This is a genomic window from Hydrogenophaga intermedia, from assembly GCF_000723405.1.
GTDB classification, from domain to species: domain Bacteria; phylum Pseudomonadota; class Gammaproteobacteria; order Burkholderiales; family Burkholderiaceae_C; genus Hydrogenophaga; species Hydrogenophaga intermedia.
Window position 1 is genome coordinate 37,310 of sequence record NZ_CCAE010000018.1, and the last position, 17,137, is coordinate 54,446.

The 17,137-nt window shown below is 68.8% G+C and carries 16 protein-coding genes and 1 tRNA gene; 11 read left to right on the top strand and 6 right to left on the bottom strand.

What is annotated here, in order from left to right:
• The first annotated feature begins 6 nt into the window (after positions 1 to 6).
• On the top strand, positions 7 to 654 hold the full coding sequence (gene soxX, locus BN948_RS12345) for a sulfur oxidation c-type cytochrome SoxX (protein ID WP_009517954.1): 648 nt from the start codon (positions 7 to 9) through the stop codon (positions 652 to 654).
• 83 nt (positions 655 to 737) lie between these two features.
• The gene (soxB, locus tag BN948_RS12350; protein ID WP_009517956.1) at positions 738 to 2,459 is read left to right on the top strand and encodes a thiosulfohydrolase SoxB; all 1,722 of its coding nucleotides are present in this window, start codon (positions 738 to 740) and stop codon (positions 2,457 to 2,459) included.
• Positions 2,460 to 2,587: 128 nt separating this feature from the next.
• Here soxB and BN948_RS25665 read toward each other — a convergent pair whose 3' ends face one another.
• Positions 2,588 to 3,604: a porin gene (locus tag BN948_RS25665; RefSeq protein WP_009517957.1), complete on the bottom strand. Its 1,017-nt coding sequence runs from the start codon at positions 3,602 to 3,604 to the stop codon at positions 2,588 to 2,590.
• Between the two features lie 305 nt (positions 3,605 to 3,909).
• Between BN948_RS25665 and BN948_RS12360 the strand changes: the two genes are divergently transcribed.
• From BN948_RS12360 to BN948_RS12385, 6 genes are all read left to right on the top strand, one after another.
• Positions 3,910 to 4,578, top strand: coding sequence for a thermostable hemolysin (locus tag BN948_RS12360; RefSeq protein ID WP_009517958.1), 669 nt, complete (start codon positions 3,910 to 3,912; stop codon positions 4,576 to 4,578).
• A 4-nt stretch (positions 4,579 to 4,582) separates the two neighbouring features.
• Positions 4,583 to 6,073, top strand: a complete 1,491-nt coding sequence (locus BN948_RS12365; protein ID WP_009517959.1) for an AMP-binding protein — start codon at positions 4,583 to 4,585, stop codon at positions 6,071 to 6,073.
• Positions 6,070 to 6,744 (top strand): iron-containing redox enzyme family protein, encoded by a 675-nt coding sequence (locus tag BN948_RS12370; RefSeq protein WP_009517960.1) that lies wholly within the window; start codon positions 6,070 to 6,072, stop codon positions 6,742 to 6,744. Before BN948_RS12365 ends, BN948_RS12370 begins: the two co-directional genes overlap by 4 nt.
• A 10-nt stretch (positions 6,745 to 6,754) precedes the next feature.
• The gene (locus tag BN948_RS12375; protein WP_009517961.1) at positions 6,755 to 7,561 is read left to right on the top strand and encodes an SDR family oxidoreductase; all 807 of its coding nucleotides are present in this window, start codon (positions 6,755 to 6,757) and stop codon (positions 7,559 to 7,561) included.
• Positions 7,558 to 8,223 (top strand): tetratricopeptide repeat protein, encoded by a 666-nt coding sequence (locus BN948_RS12380; RefSeq protein WP_009517963.1) that lies wholly within the window; start codon positions 7,558 to 7,560, stop codon positions 8,221 to 8,223. The genes BN948_RS12375 and BN948_RS12380 overlap by 4 nt, the downstream gene beginning before the upstream one ends.
• 87 nt (positions 8,224 to 8,310) lie before the next feature.
• Entirely contained in the window at positions 8,311 to 9,141 is an 831-nt protein-coding gene (locus tag BN948_RS12385) for a universal stress protein (protein ID WP_009517964.1), read from the top strand.
• A 31-nt stretch (positions 9,142 to 9,172) separates the two neighbouring features.
• On the opposite strand, the gene BN948_RS12390 is transcribed toward BN948_RS12385, so the two are convergent.
• Positions 9,173 to 9,622, bottom strand: a complete 450-nt coding sequence (locus BN948_RS12390; protein WP_009517966.1) for a universal stress protein — start codon at positions 9,620 to 9,622, stop codon at positions 9,173 to 9,175.
• 155 nt (positions 9,623 to 9,777) lie between these two features.
• On the opposite strand from BN948_RS12390, the gene BN948_RS12395 reads away from it, so the two are divergent.
• The 3 genes from BN948_RS12395 to BN948_RS12405 all read left to right on the top strand — a co-directional run bounded on the left by BN948_RS12395 (position 9,778) and on the right by BN948_RS12405 (position 12,064).
• A complete protein-coding gene (locus BN948_RS12395) occupies positions 9,778 to 10,224 on the top strand; it encodes a host attachment protein (protein ID WP_009517967.1) in 447 nt (148 codons plus the stop codon).
• 90 nt (positions 10,225 to 10,314) lie between these two features.
• Positions 10,315 to 10,620, top strand: coding sequence for a hypothetical protein (locus BN948_RS25670; protein WP_009517968.1), 306 nt, complete (start codon positions 10,315 to 10,317; stop codon positions 10,618 to 10,620).
• A 16-nt stretch (positions 10,621 to 10,636) separates the two neighbouring features.
• Entirely contained in the window at positions 10,637 to 12,064 is a 1,428-nt protein-coding gene (locus BN948_RS12405; RefSeq protein WP_009517969.1) for a trypsin-like peptidase domain-containing protein, read from the top strand.
• 80 nt (positions 12,065 to 12,144) lie between these two features.
• Here the strand turns inward: BN948_RS12405 and BN948_RS12410 are convergent.
• The 4 genes from BN948_RS12410 to prfB form a co-directional block, all read right to left on the bottom strand.
• Positions 12,145 to 12,220, bottom strand: a tRNA-Thr gene (locus tag BN948_RS12410).
• Positions 12,221 to 12,289: 69 nt separating this feature from the next.
• Positions 12,290 to 13,297: a class 1 fructose-bisphosphatase gene (locus BN948_RS12415; RefSeq protein ID WP_009517971.1), complete on the bottom strand. Its 1,008-nt coding sequence runs from the start codon at positions 13,295 to 13,297 to the stop codon at positions 12,290 to 12,292.
• 14 nt (positions 13,298 to 13,311) lie between these two features.
• Positions 13,312 to 15,987, bottom strand: coding sequence for an aminopeptidase N (gene pepN, locus BN948_RS12420; protein WP_174545017.1), 2,676 nt, complete (start codon positions 15,985 to 15,987; stop codon positions 13,312 to 13,314).
• 3 nt (positions 15,988 to 15,990) lie between these two features.
• Positions 15,991 to 17,095, bottom strand: a protein-coding gene (gene prfB / locus BN948_RS12425; RefSeq protein ID WP_138819958.1) for a peptide chain release factor 2 whose coding sequence is annotated in 2 segments (ribosomal slippage) — positions 15,991 to 17,013 and positions 17,015 to 17,095 — 1,104 coding nt in all. Because the reading frame shifts where the segments join, the coding sequence is not laid out codon by codon here.
• Between the last annotated feature and the right edge of the window lie 42 nt (positions 17,096 to 17,137).

Genomic DNA, 17,137 nt, shown 5'->3' on the forward strand with positions numbered 1-17,137 from the left:
CCCACGATGAACAAGAGGACCATCCTTGCCTTCCTCCCGCTCGTCGCGCTGCTTGCCGCCTGCTCCATGCCGCCGTCCCAGGCCGACGTGGAAAAGGCCACCGCCGACACGATGAAGAACTCCTTCCAGGCCAAGGGCATCGCCACGCTCGACCGCCTGGACCAGGACCAGGCCAACGCCACCTGCCTGCAGGCAGATCTGTCCGGCAAGCCGCTGGACGAGAAGCTGGCCAAGGCCGTGGAAGAAGCCAGCATGAAGACCATCAAGTGGCCCGCGGACGGCAAGTTCCTGGGCGACTGGAAAGAGGGCGAGAAGATCGCCCAGAGCGGCCGGGGCCTGACCTGGACCGACAAGGCCGATGCGGCCAATGGTGGCAATTGCTACAACTGCCACCAGATCAGCAAGGAAGAGATCTCCTTCGGCACCCTGGGCCCCAGCCTCTACAACTACGGCAAGCTGCGCGGCGTGAGCGACCCGAACGCCGCCGCGTCCAAGCCCATCGTCGAGTACACCTGGGGCAAGCTCTACAACGCGCGCGCCTACAACGCCTGTTCGCAGATGCCGCGCGCGGGCCACAAGGGCATCCTCAATGAAACGCAGCTCAAGCACGTGATGGCGCTGCTGCTCGACCCGAACTCGCCCGTCAACAAGTGAGTCAAGCAGCCCAGCGGCCCGTGCGGCCCCTGGGCTTTTTTGCGCCTTTGAATATCAGTGTTTGCTTTTGAAGAGAGTGCCCCATGAGCCTGAGCCGTCGTGAATTCATGCAACTGCTGGCCGCCGCGAGCGCCGCCGGCATGGCGCTCGACCACCGCGACGCGCTGGCCGCCACGGCCGGTGCCGGTGAGCGGCTCTACGACGTGCCGGCGTTCGGCAACGTCAGCTTCCTGCACTTCACCGACTGCCACGCGCAGCTCACGCCGGTGTACTTCCGCGAGCCCAGCGTGAACCTGGGCGTGGGCGATGCCACCGGCAAGGCCCCGCACCTGGTCGGCGAGGCCCTGCTCAAGCATTTCAACATCCGCCCCGGTACCGCGCAGGCGCACGCCTTCAGCTACCTCGACTTCACGCAAGCGGCCAAGACCTACGGCAAGGTTGGCGGCTTCGCGCACCTGGCCACGCTGGTCAAGCGGCTGCGCGCCAGCCGGCCCCACGCCTGGCTGCTCGATGGCGGCGACACCTGGCAGGGCTCGGCCACCTCGCTGTGGACCAACGCGCAGGACATGGTGGACGCCTGCAAGCGCCTGGGCGTGGACATCATGACCTCGCACTGGGAGCACACCTTCGGTGCCAAACGCGTGCAGGAGATCGTCGAGAAGGACCTCAAGGGCCACATCGAATTCCTGGCGCACAACATCAAGACCACCGACTTCGAGGACCTGGTCTTCAAGCCCTACACCCTGCGCGAGATGAACGGCGTGCCGGTGGCTGTCATCGGCCAGGCGTTCCCGTACACGCCCATCGCCAACCCGCGCCACATGGTGCCGGACTGGACCTTCGGCATCCAGGAGGAGCACCTGCAGAAGATGGTGGAGGAGGTGCGCGGCAAGGGCGCGCAGGTGGTGGTGCTGCTGTCGCACAACGGCATGGACGTGGACCTGAAGCTGGCCTCGCGCGTCAGCGGCATCGACGCCATCCTGGGTGGCCACACGCACGACGGCATGCCCGCGCCCACGGTGGTGAAGAACCCCGGCGGCCAGACCCTGGTCACCAACGCCGGTTCCAACACCAAGTTCCTCGGCGTGCTCGACTTCGACGTGCGCGGCGGCAAGGTGCAGGGCTACCGGTACAAGCTCATGCCCATCTTCGCCAACCTGCTGCCGGCCGACGCCGACATGCAGGCCCATATCGACGGCGTGCGCGCGCCCTACCAGGCGAAGCTGCAAGAGAAGCTCGCGGTCACCGAAGAATTGCTCTACCGACGTGGCAACTTCAACGGCTCCTGGGACCAGGTCATCTGCGACGCGCTGATCGAGGTGAAGGGCGCGGACCTGTGCTTCTCGCCAGGCGTGCGCTGGGGCACATCGCTGCTGCCGGGCGACACCATCACCATGGAAGCGCTGATGGACCAGACGGCCATCACCTACCCCTCGACGACGCTCAACGAGTTCACCGGCACCCAGATCAAGGAGATCCTGGAAGACGTGGCCGACAACATCTTCAACCCCGACCCGTACTACCAGCAGGGCGGCGACATGGTGCGCGTGGGCGGCATGCGCTACAGCATCGCGCCCAAGGAGCGCATGGGCGGGCGCATCCAGAACATGATGCTCAAAGGCAAGCCCATCGAAGCGGACAGGAAGTACAAGGTGGCCGGCTGGGCCTCGGTGCAGGAGAACGTCCAGGGCGAGCCGGTGTGGGACGTCGTGGCCACGCACCTGCGCGCCAGGAAGGTGATCAAGGGCGTGAAGGTCAACACCCCCACCCTCATCGGCATGAAGGGCAACCCCGGGGCCGCCTGAGCCGGTGTGAGCGCGCGCCGACAACAAAAAAGCCACCGCCCGCGAGGGCGATGGCTGTCAAAACCAAACCTTGGAAAGGGAGGGGCCTTGCGGCCCCGGTGCGGGGCCGCAAGGCCCCGCGGTCACGATCAGAAGTCGTGACGAACGCCGACGGCGTACAGGCGACGCTCGGCGATCTCGGTGCCGGCGCCGTTCTCGGCGTCACCATCAAGGTAAGCGGCGTACACGCGGGTGCGCTTGGACAGCGAGTAGGTCGCGCCGAACGCCAGGCCTTTGGACTTGGCGGTGTCGACACCCGAGTTCTCGGACTTGTTGTAGGCGTAGCCCACCGAGAAGTCCCAGGGACCCATCGGCATGTTGGCGCCGATCACGAAGCCGTTGGACTCCAGGGCGCCTTGCTCGGCCATGTTGTAGCCGGCGGAAACGCGCACCACGCCGAAGTCGTAGGCACCGGCCAGGGTCGTGTACTCACGCTTGAGCGCGCCGACTTCGTTGTCCAGCTCCTGGTAGCCCACGCCCACGTCCAGCGGGCCACCGCGGTAGCGCACGTTGAAGGCGGTGGTGTCGCGCTTGATGGGCGAGGCCTGCTCGTCCAGGCCATAGCTCACGCCCGCGGTGAAGCCGCCGAAGTTCGGCGACTCATAGCGGATCTGGTTGCTGGCGCGGGCGGAGTAGTCCGCCACGTGGCCCACGGCCACGCCGCCCACCGAGTTGCTGTACGCAATGGTGGAAGGGGTGAAGGCCGAGTCCCACAGCGCGCTGCTCACGCTGATGTCGCGGATGTCGTCGAAGGACGTGTCGTGCAGGCCGAGCTTGACGGTACCGAAACCGCCTTGCAGACCGACGATGGACATGCGGCCGAAGCGGTAGCCAGCGGCGGTGCCGTCGTCCACGTTGAGCGCGCCTTCCAGCTGGAAGATGGCTTTCAGGCCGCCACCGAGGTCTTCGGTGCCGCGGAAGCCCAGGCGGCTGGTGCTCAGCAGGCCGCTCTGCAGTTGCGACGTGCTCTGCGCGGCGCCAGCGGCACCGGCCTTCTCGGAACCGATGGACGCGTCCATGCGGCCATAGATGGTGACGCTGGACTGCGCCATGGCGGCGCCGCTGATGGTGGCCAGTGCGGCCAGAGCGATCAGGCTCTTTTTCATGGAATGGTTTCTCCGTTGTGGGGTCCCGGGTCCTGGTGGGACCCGTGCCTCCCGCACCGTGCGGGACGACCGGCGTATTCCACGCCGCGAAAATAACCGTCCGATTACATTCGTAATGGTTTGCCCTATTTGCAACACGCATCCGTAAGCGGTAAAGGGGCTTTCACGGACATGTAGTCGTTGTGTGCGCAACTTTGCTAATCGCGTGCGCGCCCGTGCGGCGAACGGATGTGGCCCTGGCCTGGCGCGTTGATGGGGGGGCGCGCATTAATGTTGATCTAAGGCTGGCCTCCGAGCATGGAGGCATGAACACCCAGATCTCCTACCCCGCAGGCGTGACGAGCGCCTGCCGCGGGCCCGGCGCGCCGGGCGAAGCGCCACGTGGCCCCCTGGTGCTGAGGCCCCTGGCGGGCGCGGCCCGTGACCGGGGCCTCGACCTGATCCGGCGCCGTTTCCAGCAAGAGCATCAGGCGCAACTCACCCACTTCATGCCCCGCCTGCTGGGCCTGCTGGACGCCGCTGGCGCGCTCGCCGGGGCGGCGGGTTGCCGGCCCGCCGCGAGCGAGACGCTCTTCCTCGAACGCTACGTCGACCTCCCCATCGAGCAGGCCATCGCCGCCGTCGCCGGCGAGCCCGTGGCGCGGCACGAGGTGGTGGAGGTCGGCAACCTCGCGGCCACCAGCCCCGGCTGCGCCCGCGTGCTCATCGTCGCGCTCACGGACTGGCTGGCCGGCCAGGGTTACCGCTGGGTCGCGTTCACCGGCACGCGCAGCCTGCTCAACAGCTTTCGCCGCCTGGGCCTGACGCCGCGCGTGCTGGCGCCGGCCGATCCCGCCCGCATGGGCGAAGCGCTGCCGCAGTGGGGTCGCTACTACGCCCAGCAGCCGCAGGTGGTGTTCGGCGAGATCCCGCCCGCCCAGCGCCAGTTGGCGCAAAGCCCTGACGCGCAAGCGTGGTGGCCCGGGGTAGCGTGACGCCATGACGCCCGCCCACCCCTCCGCCCATTTCTGGCAGACACTCGCCTCGCACGGTGAGCGCCTTGCGATCACCGACGGCACACGTTGCCTCGACTACGCGGACTTGATGCTGCAGGTGCAGCGGCGCCGCGCCCAACTGGCCGGGTTCGGCGCGCGCCGCGTGGCGTTGGCACTGGACAACGGCATCGACTGGGTGCTGTGGGACCTGGCCCTGCTGGCCGAAGGCCTGGTGTGTGTGCCGGTGCCCGGCTTCTTCTCGGTCGCGCAGCAACGCCACGTGGTCGACAGCGCGGGTGTGGATACCCTCATCGGTGAGCCGGCCCCTTGGTCGCAGGACGCGGGCTTCCATCCCGTGGCGCCTTCCCTGTCACAGCGCCCGGTGCCGATCGCGCCGCCGGTGCCCGCTGGCACGGTCAAGATCACCTACACCTCCGGCACCACGGGGCTGCCCAAGGGTGTGTGCCTGGACGCCGCGTCCATGCTCGCGGTGGCCGCCAGCCTGTGGCACCTGGTGGGTGCCAGCGGCGCGCGCCGCCACCTGGCCGTGCTGCCGCTGGCCACGCTGCTCGAGAACGTGGCCGGCGTGTACGCGCCCTTGCTGGGCGGTGCTTGCACCGAACTCAGGCCCATGGCCGAGATCGGCCTGCAAGGCGCCAGCGGGCTGGACCTGCCGCGTCTGCTGGCCCGCCTGGGTGAGAGCCAGCCGGACAGCCTCATCCTGCTGCCGCAGTTGCTGCAGGCCCTGGTGGCCGCGGCCGAGCGCGGCTGGGCGCCGCCGCCGAGCCTGCGGTTCATCGCGGTCGGTGGCGGGCACGTGGCGCCGTCCCTGCTGCGTCGCGCGGCCGCCGCGCGCTTGCCGGTGTTCGAAGGCTATGGGCTGTCGGAGTGCGCCTCGGTGGTGTGCCTGAACGCGCCCGGCGACAACCGAATCGGCTCCGTGGGCCGGCCGTTGCCGCACGCGCGCGTGCGCCTGGCCGACGACGGCGAGGTGCTGGTGCGGGGGGCATGCTTCCTCGGCTACCTGGGCGAGGCATCCCAAGGCACCGACGCCAGCGATTGGCTGGCCACCGGCGACCTCGGCCACTTCGACGAGGCGGGCCATCTCGTGCTGCAGGGGCGAAAGAAGCACCAGTTCATCACCGCCTACGGCCGCAACGTCAACCCCGAGTGGGTGGAGACCGAGCTCACGCAGCAGGCCCCCATCGCGCAGGCCTGGTTGTACGGCGAGGCCCTGCCCGAGAACCTGGCTGTGCTGGTGCCGCGCCACGCGGGCGTCAGCGACGCGGAACTCGCCGCCGCCGTGGCGGCCGTCAACGGCACGCTGCCCGACTACGCGCGCGCGCACCACTGGCGGCGCGCGGACCAGCCCTTCACCGCCGCCAACGGCCTGGCCACCAGCAACGGGCGGCTGCGCCGCGAGGCCTTGCGCGCGCACTACGCCACCGCGCTGGCCGCCCTCGATCCCCTTTCCCCCATTCAGGACATCGCATGAACTTCTTCGACCAATTGCAGGCACAGACCGCCAGCGAACGCGCCTACCTGCTCGGCGCGCCCATCATCGCCCAGGCCATGGAAGGCCGCGTCACCACAGAGGACTACGTCGCCTTCCTCACGCAGGCCTACCACCACGTCAAGCACACCGTGCCCCTGCTCATGGCCTGCGGCGCGCGCCTGCCCGAGCGGCTGGAATGGCTGCGTGCAGCGGTGGCCGAGTACATCGAGGAGGAGTACGGCCACCAGGAGTGGATCCTCAACGACATCCAGGCCTGCGGTGGCGACGTCGACGCGGTGCGCCAGGGCGAACCTGCCCTGGCCACCGAGCTCATGGTCAGCTACGTGTACGACCGCATTCATCGCCACAACCCGGTGAGCTTCTTTGGCATGGTCAACGTGCTCGAAGGCACCAGCATCCAGCTCGCCACGCGCGCGGCGGGACACATCCGCGAGGCGCTGGGCCTGCCGCCCACGGCCTTCAGCTACCTCAGCTCGCATGGCGCGCTGGACCTTGACCACATCCAGCTCTTTGCCGGTCTGGTCAACCGCCTCGACAACGAAGGCGACCGCCAGGCCGTGCTGCACACGGCCCGCGTGGTCTACCGCCTCTATGGCGACATGTTCCGCGCCCTGCGCCCGGCCGAGCGGCTGGCGGCGGTCGCGGCCTGAGGAGCGCGCCATGGACCTGGCAACGAGCCGTTGGGTGCTCACCGGCGCGAGCGGGGGCATCGGGCATGCCCTGGTGGCCGAGCTGTGCCGGCGCGGGGCGCGCGTGCTGGTGGTCGGGCGCCAGAGCGAGGCCCTGTTCACCCTGGCCGAACACCACCCGCAGCGCGTGCGCGTGGTGGTGGCCGACCTGCACACGCCGCACGGCCGCCAGGCCGTGGTGGACGCCGCGCGCGAAATCGGCCACTTCGACGGGCTCATCAACGCGGCTGGCGTGAACCACTTCGGCCTCTTCGACGGCATGGACGACGCGGCCATCGAGCGGGTGGTGTCGCTCAATCTCACGGCGACGCTGCAGCTCACGCGCGCCCTGCTGCCGCTGCTGCGTGAGCGCCCTCGGGCCATGGTGGTATTTCTCGGCTCCATCTTCGGCTCCATCGGTTACCCGGGCCAGGCGGTCTACAGCGCCACCAAGTTCGCGCTGCGCGGCTTTGCCGAGGCCTTGCGCCGCGAATTGGCCGACGGCCCGGTGCGCGTGCTCTACGCCGCGCCGCGCTCCACGCGCACCTCGATGAACGCGGACGCCATGGTGCAGATGAACCGTCAGTTGCAGGTGGCCATGGATGCTCCGGAATCGGTGGCCCGTCAGATCGTCGACGCCTTGCGCGACGAACCGAAAGAGATCTACCTCGGCAGTCCCGAGAAATTCTTCGTCCGCCTCAACGGCTTGCTGCCGCGTCTGGTGGACCGTGCGCTGCGCAAGCAGTTGCCCATCATCCAGCGCTTCGCGCGCGAAGCCCAGCCAGGAACCGCTCCATGAAGAACGCCCGCCAACACCTTCTTGCCATCGCCCTCGTTGCCGCATTGGGCGCGGGCGCCGCCTCGCCGGCTCTCGCGCTCAGCGAGGGCGCCCGCCAGCAGCTCGACGGCATCCAGGCCCGCTGGGCCGAGGTGAACTACAAGCTGCCCGACAAGCAGCGCGAGGCCGCCTTCGCCGAACTCGCCCAGCAGGCCGCGCAGGCCGTGGCCGCCGAGCCCACGGCGGCCGAGCTGCACATCTGGCACGGCATCGTGCTCAGCACCTACGCAGGCGCCAAGGGCGGGCTGGGCGCGCTCGACTTGGTGAAGAAAGCCAGGACCGAGCTGGAAGAAGCGCTCAAGCTTGATCCGAAGGCCCTCGACGGCTCCGCCTACACCAGCCTGGGGAGCCTGTACTACCAGGTGCCGGGCTGGCCGCTGGGCTTCGGTGACGACGCCAAGGCCGAGACCCTGCTCAAGCAGGCGCTTGCGATCAACCCCGACGGGATCGACCCGAACTACTTCTACGGCGACTTCCTGCTGCGCAAGAAGCGCTATGCGCAGGCTCGGCCGGTGCTGGAGAAGGCGCTGGCGGCGCCCGATCGCCCGGGCCGCGCCGCGGCCGATGAGGGGCGGCGCGGCGAGATCCGCCAGCGCCTCAAGGAGATCGAAAGCAAGTTGTGAGGGGCCGGGCGCGGCGGAGTTGACGCGCATCAAGTCGGTGGGCGTGGGCGCGCTGCAAGCTGCGTGGGCGATTCAAGGAGTGTGCCCATGGCCTACAAGCAGGTTCTCGTCCACATGGATGCTCAGGCGCGCGCCGCCGTGCGCCTGAAGCTCGCGCGCCAGATGGCGCAGGCTCACGGCGCGGTGCTGGATGCGCTCTACGCCGCCAGCCTGGTGCCTTCGGCCATGCCCTATCCCGAGTTCGGCGAGCACGCGTCGAGTCTGCTGCAGCGCGAGCTTCAGCGCTGCGCCGAGGCGCGCGCGGTCTTCGAGCGCGAGATGCGCCAGCCCGATGGCGACGCCGCCTGGAGCGAGCTCACCGTGTTCCCCCTGATCCAGGGTTTCGCCGAGCAGGCGCTGTTCGCTGATCTGTTGGTGCTGGGCCAGCACGACCCCGGCAGCATGCCGGCGCCCGACGTGCCCCCCGACTTCGTGGAAGGTGTGCTCGCCGCCAGCGGGCGGCCCGCGCTGGTGGTGCCTTACACCGGCGACTTCGAGCCACTGCCGCGGCGCATCGCCATTGCCTGGAAGCCCGGTCGTGAATCGATGCGCGCGGTGGTCGCCGCACTGCCGCTGCTGCAGCGTGCCGAGCGGGTGGACGTGCTGTGCTGGGCGCCCGAACCCGCCCCCGCGGTGCAGGGTCCGCGGCTGGATCTGCGCGGCTGGCTGCGGCTGCACGGCGTGTCGGTGCAGTGGCACGAAGACCCCATCGAGCCTGCCGACCTGGGCGAGCTGTTGCTCTCACGCGCCTGCGACCTGTCGGCCGACCTGCTCGTCATGGGCTGCTACGGTCACGCGCGCGTGCGCGAGTGGGTGCTGGGGGGCGTGAGTCGCACCGTGCTGCGCTCCATGACGCTGCCGGTGCTGATGTCTCATTGAGCCTGTCGGCTCCGGTGCGGTCGCGCGGGCATCAGATCGCGTCGTCGGGCCGGATCACCATCACCGGCGCAGGCGCCAGCCGGATGATCTGTTCCGCACCGCTGCCCAGCACCAGGCGGTTGAAACCGCGGCGGCCGTGCGTGCCGACGACGATCAGGTCGGCTTTCCAGTCGCGCGCCACCCGCGCCACCGACTCACCCAGGCGCGGGCCCAGTTCGTCGATGAGCTGCGAGTCGCAGGCCACGCCCGCGGCCTTGACCGTGACCATGGCCTCGTCCAGCGCTTCGCGGGCCCAGGTGCGCGCGGCACCCAACAGATCGGCCGTGTACTCGTAGCCACTCACGTACATCAGCTCGTCGATCGCATGCATCACGCGGATCTGGCCGCCCATGGCGCGGGCGAGCTGGACGGCGGCGTCCAGGGCCTTCTTCGACGTCTCGCTGCCATCCACAGGCACGAGGATTCGCTGGAACGGGTTCATGGCATGCACCTCCGCATCGGGCTGTTGATGGGCACCACTGTGCCGGGCCGGGCGGGCAGGCGCCTTGCGATGGATCAAATCCGCCGGCTGTCCCTGCGCCTATCGTGGCTGTTCCGTCGGTGCCCGACCGACGCCCGCAGTCGAAGGAGACGAACATGCCTGCTGTCGAATGGTTTCTGGTGGCCTGCGCCGCGCACGCGCGGGTGATGCAACGCGAGCGCGGCATGCCCATGGTGCAGGTCGCTGCGTTCTCGCACCCGCAGTCCCGGCTCAAGGCCAGCGAATTGAGCGACGACCGCGCCGGTCGCGAATATGCGGACCGCGGCCATGGTGGCATGGCCTACGAGCCGCGCACGGACCCCGTGCACAAGGAGCACCAGCGCTTCGCGCGCGAACTGGCCGACTACCTGGATGAGGGCGCCCGCGCCAGTGCCTACGGTTCACTCGTGGTGTTCGCCGGCAACCCATTCCTGGGCGATCTGCGCGAAGCGCTGAGCGATGGCACGCGCAGGCTGCTCAGAACCAGCCTGCCGGTGGACCTGAGCCACGTGGGCCCGGCCGAAATCGAGCGGCGCGTGGAGGACGAATTGGCCTCGACTTGAATCGAACGCACCGCGCCTGCGCTTGATGCCCGTCAAGGTGATGGCGCCGCTCTGCGCTTAGTCTCAAATCCCAACGCAAAGGAGCGTGTCATGAACCACTTTTCCATTCGATCCATCGCCGTGTTGCTCTCCCTGGTCGGCGCCGTCAGCGCGGGCTGCGCGCAAGGCGCTCGGCCAATGTCCGGCCCCTGGCACGCCGGGCCGAACCACACGCCTGGCTGGTCGATGATGAGCGAGCAGGAGCGCGCGCAGCATCACGCGCAGCTGCAAGCGGCCAAAACGCCTGAAGAATGTCAGCGCGTCATGGACGAACACCGGCGCCTGATGCAGCGCCGCGCAGCTGAACGCGGCATGCCCATGCAGTCCCCGCCTGAGGCTGCATGCCCTGCGCGGTGAGCCGCGCACCCGAGCGATGAGTGCCCGCGCCCGTCGCAGCTCCTGGCTGTGGAAGGCCGGGCTGCTGTTCGGGTTGTGCCTCGGCGCGGCGGTCGAGGCACGGGCCGGTGGCATCGCCACCTGCGCCGCACGGGCCTCGACGGCGCCGCCGGATTTCGTGCAGGCCGTGGCGCGCAACACGCCCGCGCTGGTGCACCTGCTCACCGTGCGCGAATGGAGCGAAGAGGCGTCCGCGCCCGATGCCGAGCACCTGTTCCCGATGGCGGGCACCCGCCCGGCCCCTGCGCCGGACGACTCCGCGCAGACCCGCTACGCCGAGCGCGTCACCGCCTCGGGCTTCGTGCTCTCGCCCGACGGCTTCATCCTCACCAGTGCGCACGCGGTGCTCGAGCGGCGCGAGGTCTGGGCGGTGCTGTCCGATGGCCGCCAGTTGCCAGCGCGTGTGGTCGGCATCGACCAGCACTCTGACGTGGCCCTGCTCAAGGTGGCGGCCGAGGGCTTGCCCGTGGCGCGCTTGGCAACAGCGGGCCCCGTGTGCGCTGGCCAGTGGGTGGCGGCGCTTGGCGCGCCCTTTGGCTTTGAACGGACCCTCACCGTCGGCGTTGTCAGCGCCGAGCCGCGCGTGCTGCCGGGTTATGCGGGCGTGGCGGTGATCCAGCTCAACGTGGCGCTCAACCCCGGCAGCTCGGGCGGGCCGCTGTTCAACGCGGCAGGCGAGGTGGTGGGGGTCAACACCATGATCTTTTCATCCGCCGGCTTCTACCTCGGCATTTCTTTCGCAGTGCCCATCGGGCGCGCCTTGCAGGTGGCCGAGCGCTTGCGCATGGCCGCCGCTCGGCCGCCGGCGGCTTTCGTGGCCATCACGCAGCCGGTTTCACCCGCGCTCGCGCGCGCCTTCGGCCTGCCGCAGGCGGGCGGGGTGCTGGTGTCTGGTGACGACCCCGAGCCCGGCCCGGGCGGCGGCCTGCGGCGTGGCGACGTGGTGCTGGCCATCGACGGCCAAGCCATCGTCACCAGCGATGACCTGGACGACGCGGTGGCGGCTCGCGCACCGGGGACGACGATGCGCGTCGCAGTCTGGCGCGCCGGCCGGCGCGAGACCCTGCGCGTGAAGCTGCGCGCCGCGCGCAGCGAGGCGCTCACGTCCGACGCGGCACCAGACTCCGCACCGGCCCATCGCCTCGGGCTGCTGCTGGTCCCTGCGGCGCGCGCGGCGCAGTTGCCACCCGGTGTGTACGTGGAAAGCGCGAGCGGCGCCGCCTTGCTTGCAGGCCTGGATGGCGGCGATCGCATCGTCGCTGTCAACGCCACGCCCGTGGCCTCGCCCGCGGAGTTCGACGCCGCCCTGGCCGGGCTCACGGCTGACACGGTGGCGCTGCTGGTCATGCGCGGGCCGATGTCGCTGTATGTGCCGGTGATGCGGGTGTTGACGCGCCCGCAGTGACCGCGTTGCACGCGTTGCCCGCGTGCGACGCGCGGAACAAAAAACCCCGCACACCATGACAGCGTGCGGGGTCTTGAATCTGGTGCCGGAGAGAGGAGTCGAACCCCCGACCTTCTCATTACGAATGAGCTGCTCTACCAACTGAGCTACACCGGCGAAGCCCGGCATTATAGCCAAGCCTTCGGGCCGCCCGGGACCGTGGCGGCAGGGCGCCCCGGCGCGGGCTCAGCCCTCCCGGTGATAGGCGGTCACGCGCTCCACCTCGTTCTTGCTGCCCAGGATCACGCTCACGCGTTCGTGCAGCTTGGTGGGCGTGATGTCGAGGATGCGCCCGCGCCCGTTGGTGGCGGCGCCGCCGGCCTGCTCCACCAGCCAGCTCATGGGGTTGGCCTCGTACATCAGGCGCAGCTTGCCGGGCTTGTCGGGCTCGCGCTTATCCCAGGGGTACATGAAGATGCCGCCGCGCGTGAGGATGCGGTGCACGTCGGCCACCATGCTGGCGATCCAGCGCATGTTGAAGTCCTTGCCGCGCGGGCCTTCCTTGCCCTGCAGGCATTCGTCGATGTAGCGCTTCACCGGGGCGTCCCAGTGGCGCATGTTGCTCATGTTGATCGCGAATTCCTTCGTGTCGGCGGGAATCTGCACGTCCTCCTGCGTGAGCACGAAGGAGCCTTGCTCGCGGTCCAGGGTGAACATGGCCACCCCGTCGCCCACCGTCAGCACCAGTGTGGTCTGCGGGCCGTAGACGCAGTAGCCAGCCGCCACCTGCTTGTGGCCGGGCTGCAGGAAGTCGCCTTCATCCACGCCGCGGTCGTCCTCGGGCATCTTCAGCACGCTGAAGATGGTGCCGATGCTGACGTTGACGTCGATGTTGGAGGAGCCGTCGAGCGGGTCGAACAGCAGCAGGTATTCGCCCTGCGGGTAACGGTTGGGCACCACGTAGATGCTGTCCATTTCCTCGCTGGCCATGGCCGCGAGGTGCCCGCCCCATTCGTTGGCCTCGATCAGGACCTCGTTGGCGATGATGTCCAGCTTCTTCTGGACCTCGCCCTGCACGTTCTCGCTGCCGGCGGTGCCCAGCACGCCGCCCAGCGCGCCCTTGTTCACGGCGTGGCTGATGCTCTTGCAGGAGCGCGCCACCACTTCGAGCAGCAGGCGCAATTGCGAAGGGATGTGGCCGTCCACGCGCTGTTTCTCGACGAGGTAGCGGGTGAGGGAGATGCGTTGGCTCATGGTCTTGCTTCGGTTCAATCGTCGGACAGCGCGCGGGTGACGACCTCGCGCACGTCATTGCTCAGGTCGGTCTGCGCGGCCACGCGGGCGATGGCCTCGCGCGCGGCACCGCGGTAGGGCTCGGCCAGCTTCTTCCAGCGGTCCAGCGCACGCGCCAGGCGCGCGGCCACCTGCGGGTTGAAGCGGTCGATCTCGATCACGCGCTCGCTCCAGAACACGTAGCCCGAAGCGTCGGCGCGGTGGAAGGCGCCCGGGTTGGCGTTGCAGTAGCTGAAGATGACGCTGCGCGCCCGGTTGGGGTTGCGCAGGTTGAAGTCGCGGTGCGCCATGAGCTGCTTCACCGCCGGCAGCACGTTGCCGCCGCGATCTGGCGCGCCGGCCTGCAGCGCGAACCACTTGTCCAGCACCAAGGCTTCGTCGCGGAACAGGCTGTGGAAGCGCGCAAGCGCCTCGCTCGCCAGCGCATGGTCGGCCACCACCAGGGCCGACAGCGCGTTGAAGCGGTCGGTCATGTTGCCGGCGTCCTTGAAGCGCTGGTAGGCCTTGCCGGGCCACACGGTGTCACCGGTTCGACGCGCGTTCAGGCACAGCATGGTGAGCGCCATGCCCGCCAGGGCGCGGCGGCCCGCGCTCAGCGGGTCGGGGCGGTAGGCGCCGTTGTCCTTGTGCGCCTCGTGGGCCCAGGCCCAGTCGGCCTGCAGGGCGTCGGCGAGTTGTTCGCGCATGGCCTCGCGCACGGCGTGCACGCGCTGCGGGTCCACCACGTCCAGTTGCTCGGCGATGTAGGTCTCGCTGGGCAGGGTGAGCGCGAGCTCCTTGAAGGCCGCGTCGAATTGGTGGTGGCGCAGCACCGCGCGCATGGCGCCGATGAAGGCGGCGTCCAGCGGTGCGTCCACCGGGCCGGGGGCGGCAATGGCCGCCAGTGCGCGGCGCAGCGCCAGGCGCTGCCCGGCTTCCCAACGGTTGAAGGGGTCGCTGTCGTGGGCCAGCAGGTTCAGCAACTGCTCGTCGCTGTAGTCGCACTCCAGCACCACGGGGGCCGAGAAACCGCGCAACAGCGAGGGCACGGGCGCGCTGTCGATATCCTCGAACACCACGCTCTGGCTCACGTCCGTCAGCACGAAGAGGCGCTGTTCGGGCGACAGCGGCAGTTCGCGGCCGGACGCGTCGAGCAGGCCCAGCGCCACCGGAATCACGAAGGGCTGCTTGAGCGCCTGGCCCGGCGTGGGCGCGCAGCGCTGCGTCAGCGACAGCGTGTAGCGGCGCGCCGCGGCGTCGTAGTGGCCCTCGGCGCGCACGCGCGGCGTGCCGGCCTGGCTGTACCAACGCTTGAAGGGTTCCAGCAGGCGCGCCAGTGCGCTGTCGGGGTTGGCGTCGGCGATGGCCTGGGCGAAGTCGTCGCAGGTCACGGCCTGGCCATCGTGGCGCTCGAAGTAGAGCTTCATGCCGCGCGCGAAGCCGTCCCGTCCGACGAGGGTCTGCATCATGCGCACGACCTCGGCGCCTTTTTCGTAGACCGTGACGGTGTAGAAGTTGTTGATCTCGACGTAGCTGTCGGGGCGCACCGGGTGGGCCATGGGGCCGGCGTCTTCGGGGAACTGCGCGGTGCGCAGCACGCGCACGTCCTCGATGCGCTTGACCGCGCGCGCCGAGGCCTCGGCGCACAGGTCCATGCTGAACTCCTGGTCGCGGAAGACCGTGAGGCCTTCTTTCAACGAGAGCTGGAACCAGTCACGGCAGGTGACGCGGTTGCCCGTCCAGTTGTGGAAGTACTCGTGGCCCACCACCGACTCGATGTTGGCGAAGTCGGTGTCGGTGGCCGTGGCGGCGTTGGCCAGCACGTACTTGGTGTTGAAGATGTTGAGGCCCTTGTTCTCCATCGCGCCCATGTTGAAGTCGCTGGTGGCGACGATCATGAAGCGCTCCAGGTCGAGCGGCAGGCCGAAGCGGGCCTCGTCCCAGGCCACGCTGGCCATGAGCGAGTTCATGGCGTGCTCGGTCTTGTCCATGTCGCCGCGGCGCACGTAGACCTGCAGGAGGTGGTCCTTGCCGCTGCGCGAGACGATGCGCTGCTCGCGCCCGACAAGTTGGCCCGCCACCAGGGCGAAGAGGTAGCAGGGCTTGCGGTGCGGGTCCACCCACTTGGCGAAGTGGCGACCTTCCGCGAGATCACCCGATTCCACCAGGTTGCCGTTGGACAGCAGCACCGGGTAGCGCTGCTTGTCGGCGCGCAGCGTCACGGTGTAGCTGGCCATCACGTCGGGCCGGTCCAGGAAGTAGGTGATGCGTCGAAAGCCCTCGGCCTCGCACTGCGTGAAGAAGGTGCCCTGGCTCACGTACAGGCCCATGAGCTGGCTGTTCTTCTCGGGCGCGCAGGTGGTGAAGATCTCCAGCGTGAAGGGGGCCTCTCCTTCGGGCAGGCTGTCCAGCACGAGCTGGCCGGCGTCCATCCTGAACGAACAACCCGCGCCGTTGACCAGCACGCGCGCGAGGTTGAGGTCCTCGCCGTCCAGGCGCAGCGACTGCGCGGGCACCGCCGCATTGCGCCGCAGCGTCATGCGGTTGAGCACGCGCGTCTTGGCAGGATCCAGGTCGAACGTGAGTTCGACCGTGTCGATCCAGTACGCGGGCGGGGCGTAATCTTCACGGCGCACCACGGTGGTGGGGCCTTCACGCAGAGAACTCATCATGGATCAGACCCCTTGTTTGAGCGAGGCTTCGATGAACGGGTCGAGGTCGCCGTCCAGCACCTTCTGGGTGGCGGAGATCTCGACGTTGGTGCGCAGGTCCTTGATGCGGCTGTTGTCCAGCACGTAGGAGCGGATCTGGTGGCCCCAGCCCACGTCGGTCTTGGTGTCCTCCAGCTTCTGCTGCTCTTCCATGCGCTTGCGCATCTCATGGTCGTACAGGCGGCTGCGCAGGCGCTGCCAGGCCAGGTCGCGGTTGCTGTGCTGGCTGCGGCTGTCCTGGCACTGCACCACGATGCCGGTGGGCATGTGCGTCAGGCGCACGGCCGAGTCCGTCTTGTTGATGTGCTGGCCACCGGCGCCGCTGGCGCGGTAGGTGTCCACGCGCACGTCGGCGGGGTTGATGTCGATCTGGATCGAGTCGTCGATCTCGGGGTAGACGAACACCGAGGCGAACGAGGTGTGGCGCCCGCCCGAGCTGTCGAAGGGGCTCTTGCGCACCAGGCGGTGCACGCCGGTTTCGGTGCGCAGCAGGCCGAAGGCGTACTCGCCCTCGATCTTGATGGTGGCGCTCTTGATGCCGGCCGTGTCGCCGGGCGTCTCGTCTTCCACCGTGGTGCTGAAGCCTTTGCGCTCGGCGTAGCGCAGGTACTGGCGCAGCAGCATGCTGGCCCAGTCGCAGGCTTCGGTGCCGCCGGCGCCGGCCTGGATGTCGAGGAAACAGTTGAGTGGGTCCGCCGGGTTGTTGAACATGCGGCGGAATTCGAGCTTCTCGACGTCGGCCGCGATCTTGGTGGCCTCTGCCGCAATGGTCTGCAGGCCGGCGTGGTCGTCGTCGGCGGCGGACATCTCGTGGAGTTCGGTGTTGTCGGCCAGCTCACCGGCCAGCCGGTCCAGCACCAGCACCACGTCTTCCAGGCTCTTCTTTTCCTTGCCGAGTTCCTGGGCACGCTTGGGGTTGTCCCAGACGGTGGGGTCCTCCAGCGCGGACTCGACTTCCTTCAGCTTCGATGCCTTGGCATCGTAGTCAAAGATACCTCCGCAGCTCGACCACGCGGGTGGTCAGGTCATCGAGTTGCGTGCGGATGGCATTGATCTGTTCGGCGTCCATGGCGGTTCCTGCGTGTCTTCGGCGAAAAAGGGCGATTTTCTC